Raw genomic sequence first — 1,846 nt, forward strand, 5'->3', positions numbered from 1 at the left:
CGGTCGAGCCGGTGATCACGAGATTTTGCGTGGTGACCGCCAGCGCGGCATTCGCCGCTGACGATCCGAGCGCGCAAGCCGCGGCGGCAATCGCCAAGCTTAGCTTTTTCATACTTCCTCCTAGAACTACCTCGCAGTGCCGACAGCCGACCGCGATACAAAGGTTAACACAATATTCACCATATGGTTCCGACCATTTTTACTTGTCGTTAATGGTAGTCAATAGTGTCTCGAATTGAGACACCTGTTAATATTTTGTAAAATACGATATGTTAATACTTACAAGAGTCAAGTAATACGTCTGATTACTTCAAGTGACCACAAGAGCTTCTCCAAGATCACCTAAACCGCTACTCACGATCGCGTGGCCAGTCGCAAAGCAAAAAGTCGAGCGAGATCAGTGCTTAGCGGCAAGCGGCCTATCGGGCGGCGCTCGTTTAGTTGGCTCGTCCGCCTTTTCGTCGCGTCGTTACTGCTCAGCCTGCTATGGGTGGGGGCGTACCGGTTCGTCGATCCGCCAATCACGCTCACGATGGCCGGTGATATTTTCGCCGGTCGGGGTGCGGCGCGCGTCTGGATACCGATGGGTGCGATCGACCGCGACATGGTGCGCGCGACGATTGCGGCCGAGGACGGCAAATATTGTAGCCATAATGGGTTCGACTTCCAGGCGATCGAGGATGCCGCCAAGCGCAACGCCAGCGGCGGGCGCATTCGCGGCGGATCGACCATCAGCCAGCAGACCGCGAAGAATGTCTTCCTGTGGCAGGGCGGCGGCTATGCCCGCAAGGGTGTGGAAGCGTGGTTTACATTCCTGATCGAGCGGTTGTGGGGCAAGCGGCGAATCATGGAGGTGTATCTCAACGTTGCCGAGACCGGGATCGGCACCTATGGCGTCAACGCTGGGTCACTGCGTTATTTCGGCCATGACGCCAACGCGATGAGCGCGACAGAAGCGGCGCGGATCGCGGCCGTGCTGCCGTTGCCCAAGAAGCGCGGGGCGGTAGCACCGGTCGGCTTCACGCGGCGCTATGGAGCGATCATAGCCGGACGGATCGGGGCGGTCGGGCGCGACGGGCTCGACGCCTGCGTTTATGCCGGAGCAAGCGCACCGGTGAACAAGACGGCGCCGATCGAGAGCAAGGCGAAGCGCCCGCTGCCGGGAGACGACTATGAGAGCAAGGCCGCGCCGCCACCAGAGGCCGATGTCGATCAGGTGGCAGCGGATGCAGCGCCGTCAAACGTAGCAGGTGCCGAACCGTCAGCCGCGCCTCCGTCACCCGAGACGAACGCACCGGAACAGGCGACGACCAACGCTTTTTGACCGGAACGCACTCCCCTTCTCACTCGTTTTAGCGGTCCATTCAACAGAGGAATTGTCCCATGGCCACGCGCAACCCACCTCGCAGCGGGAATGGCGAATTCACGGCGAAGAAGGCCGGCCCCGCTGGCCTGTTCGACTGGAGCGGCACGACTACTGGCGCGCTTTTGAGTGCGGCGGTCGCTGGCGCGGCGGTGATCGTCGCGGCAAATCTCGGACGCAAGCTGATCGTCCAAGGCCTGTCCGGCATTGCTGGCGACTGGGACGAGGTACTGGCCGCCGAGCATAAAATGACGTTGTCGATCTTTGACAAGATGCTCGCGACCGATGAGACCCAGAAAATCAAGCGCGGAATGCTCCTGACGAAGCTGACCCATGCGCTCGACAAGCACGCCCACGAAGAAGAAATGGTCGTCTATCCGGCGCTGCGCGAGGCGAACGAGAAGGCCGATGCCGACCTGCTCGAAAAGGAGCATGGCGAGGTCAAGACCTATCTGTTCAAGCTCGGCGGGATGGCGAGCGACA

At 60.3% G+C, this 1,846-nt stretch carries 1 protein-coding gene and 1 pseudogene; both read left to right on the forward strand.

The window, feature by feature from the left end:
• Window positions 1-421 precede the first annotated feature (421 nt).
• Window positions 422-1,093 (forward strand): annotated as a pseudogene (mtgA, locus tag RMN84_RS01125) (monofunctional biosynthetic peptidoglycan transglycosylase); the annotation flags it as partial.
• A gap of 290 nt (window positions 1,094-1,383) precedes the next feature.
• Window positions 1,384-1,846 (forward strand): hemerythrin domain-containing protein (locus RMN84_RS01130; protein ID WP_309610371.1); only part of this gene is annotated, 463 nt, incomplete at its 3' end.

This window comes from Sphingomonas sp. (assembly GCF_031380695.1).
Classification (GTDB): domain Bacteria; phylum Pseudomonadota; class Alphaproteobacteria; order Sphingomonadales; family Sphingomonadaceae; genus Sphingomicrobium.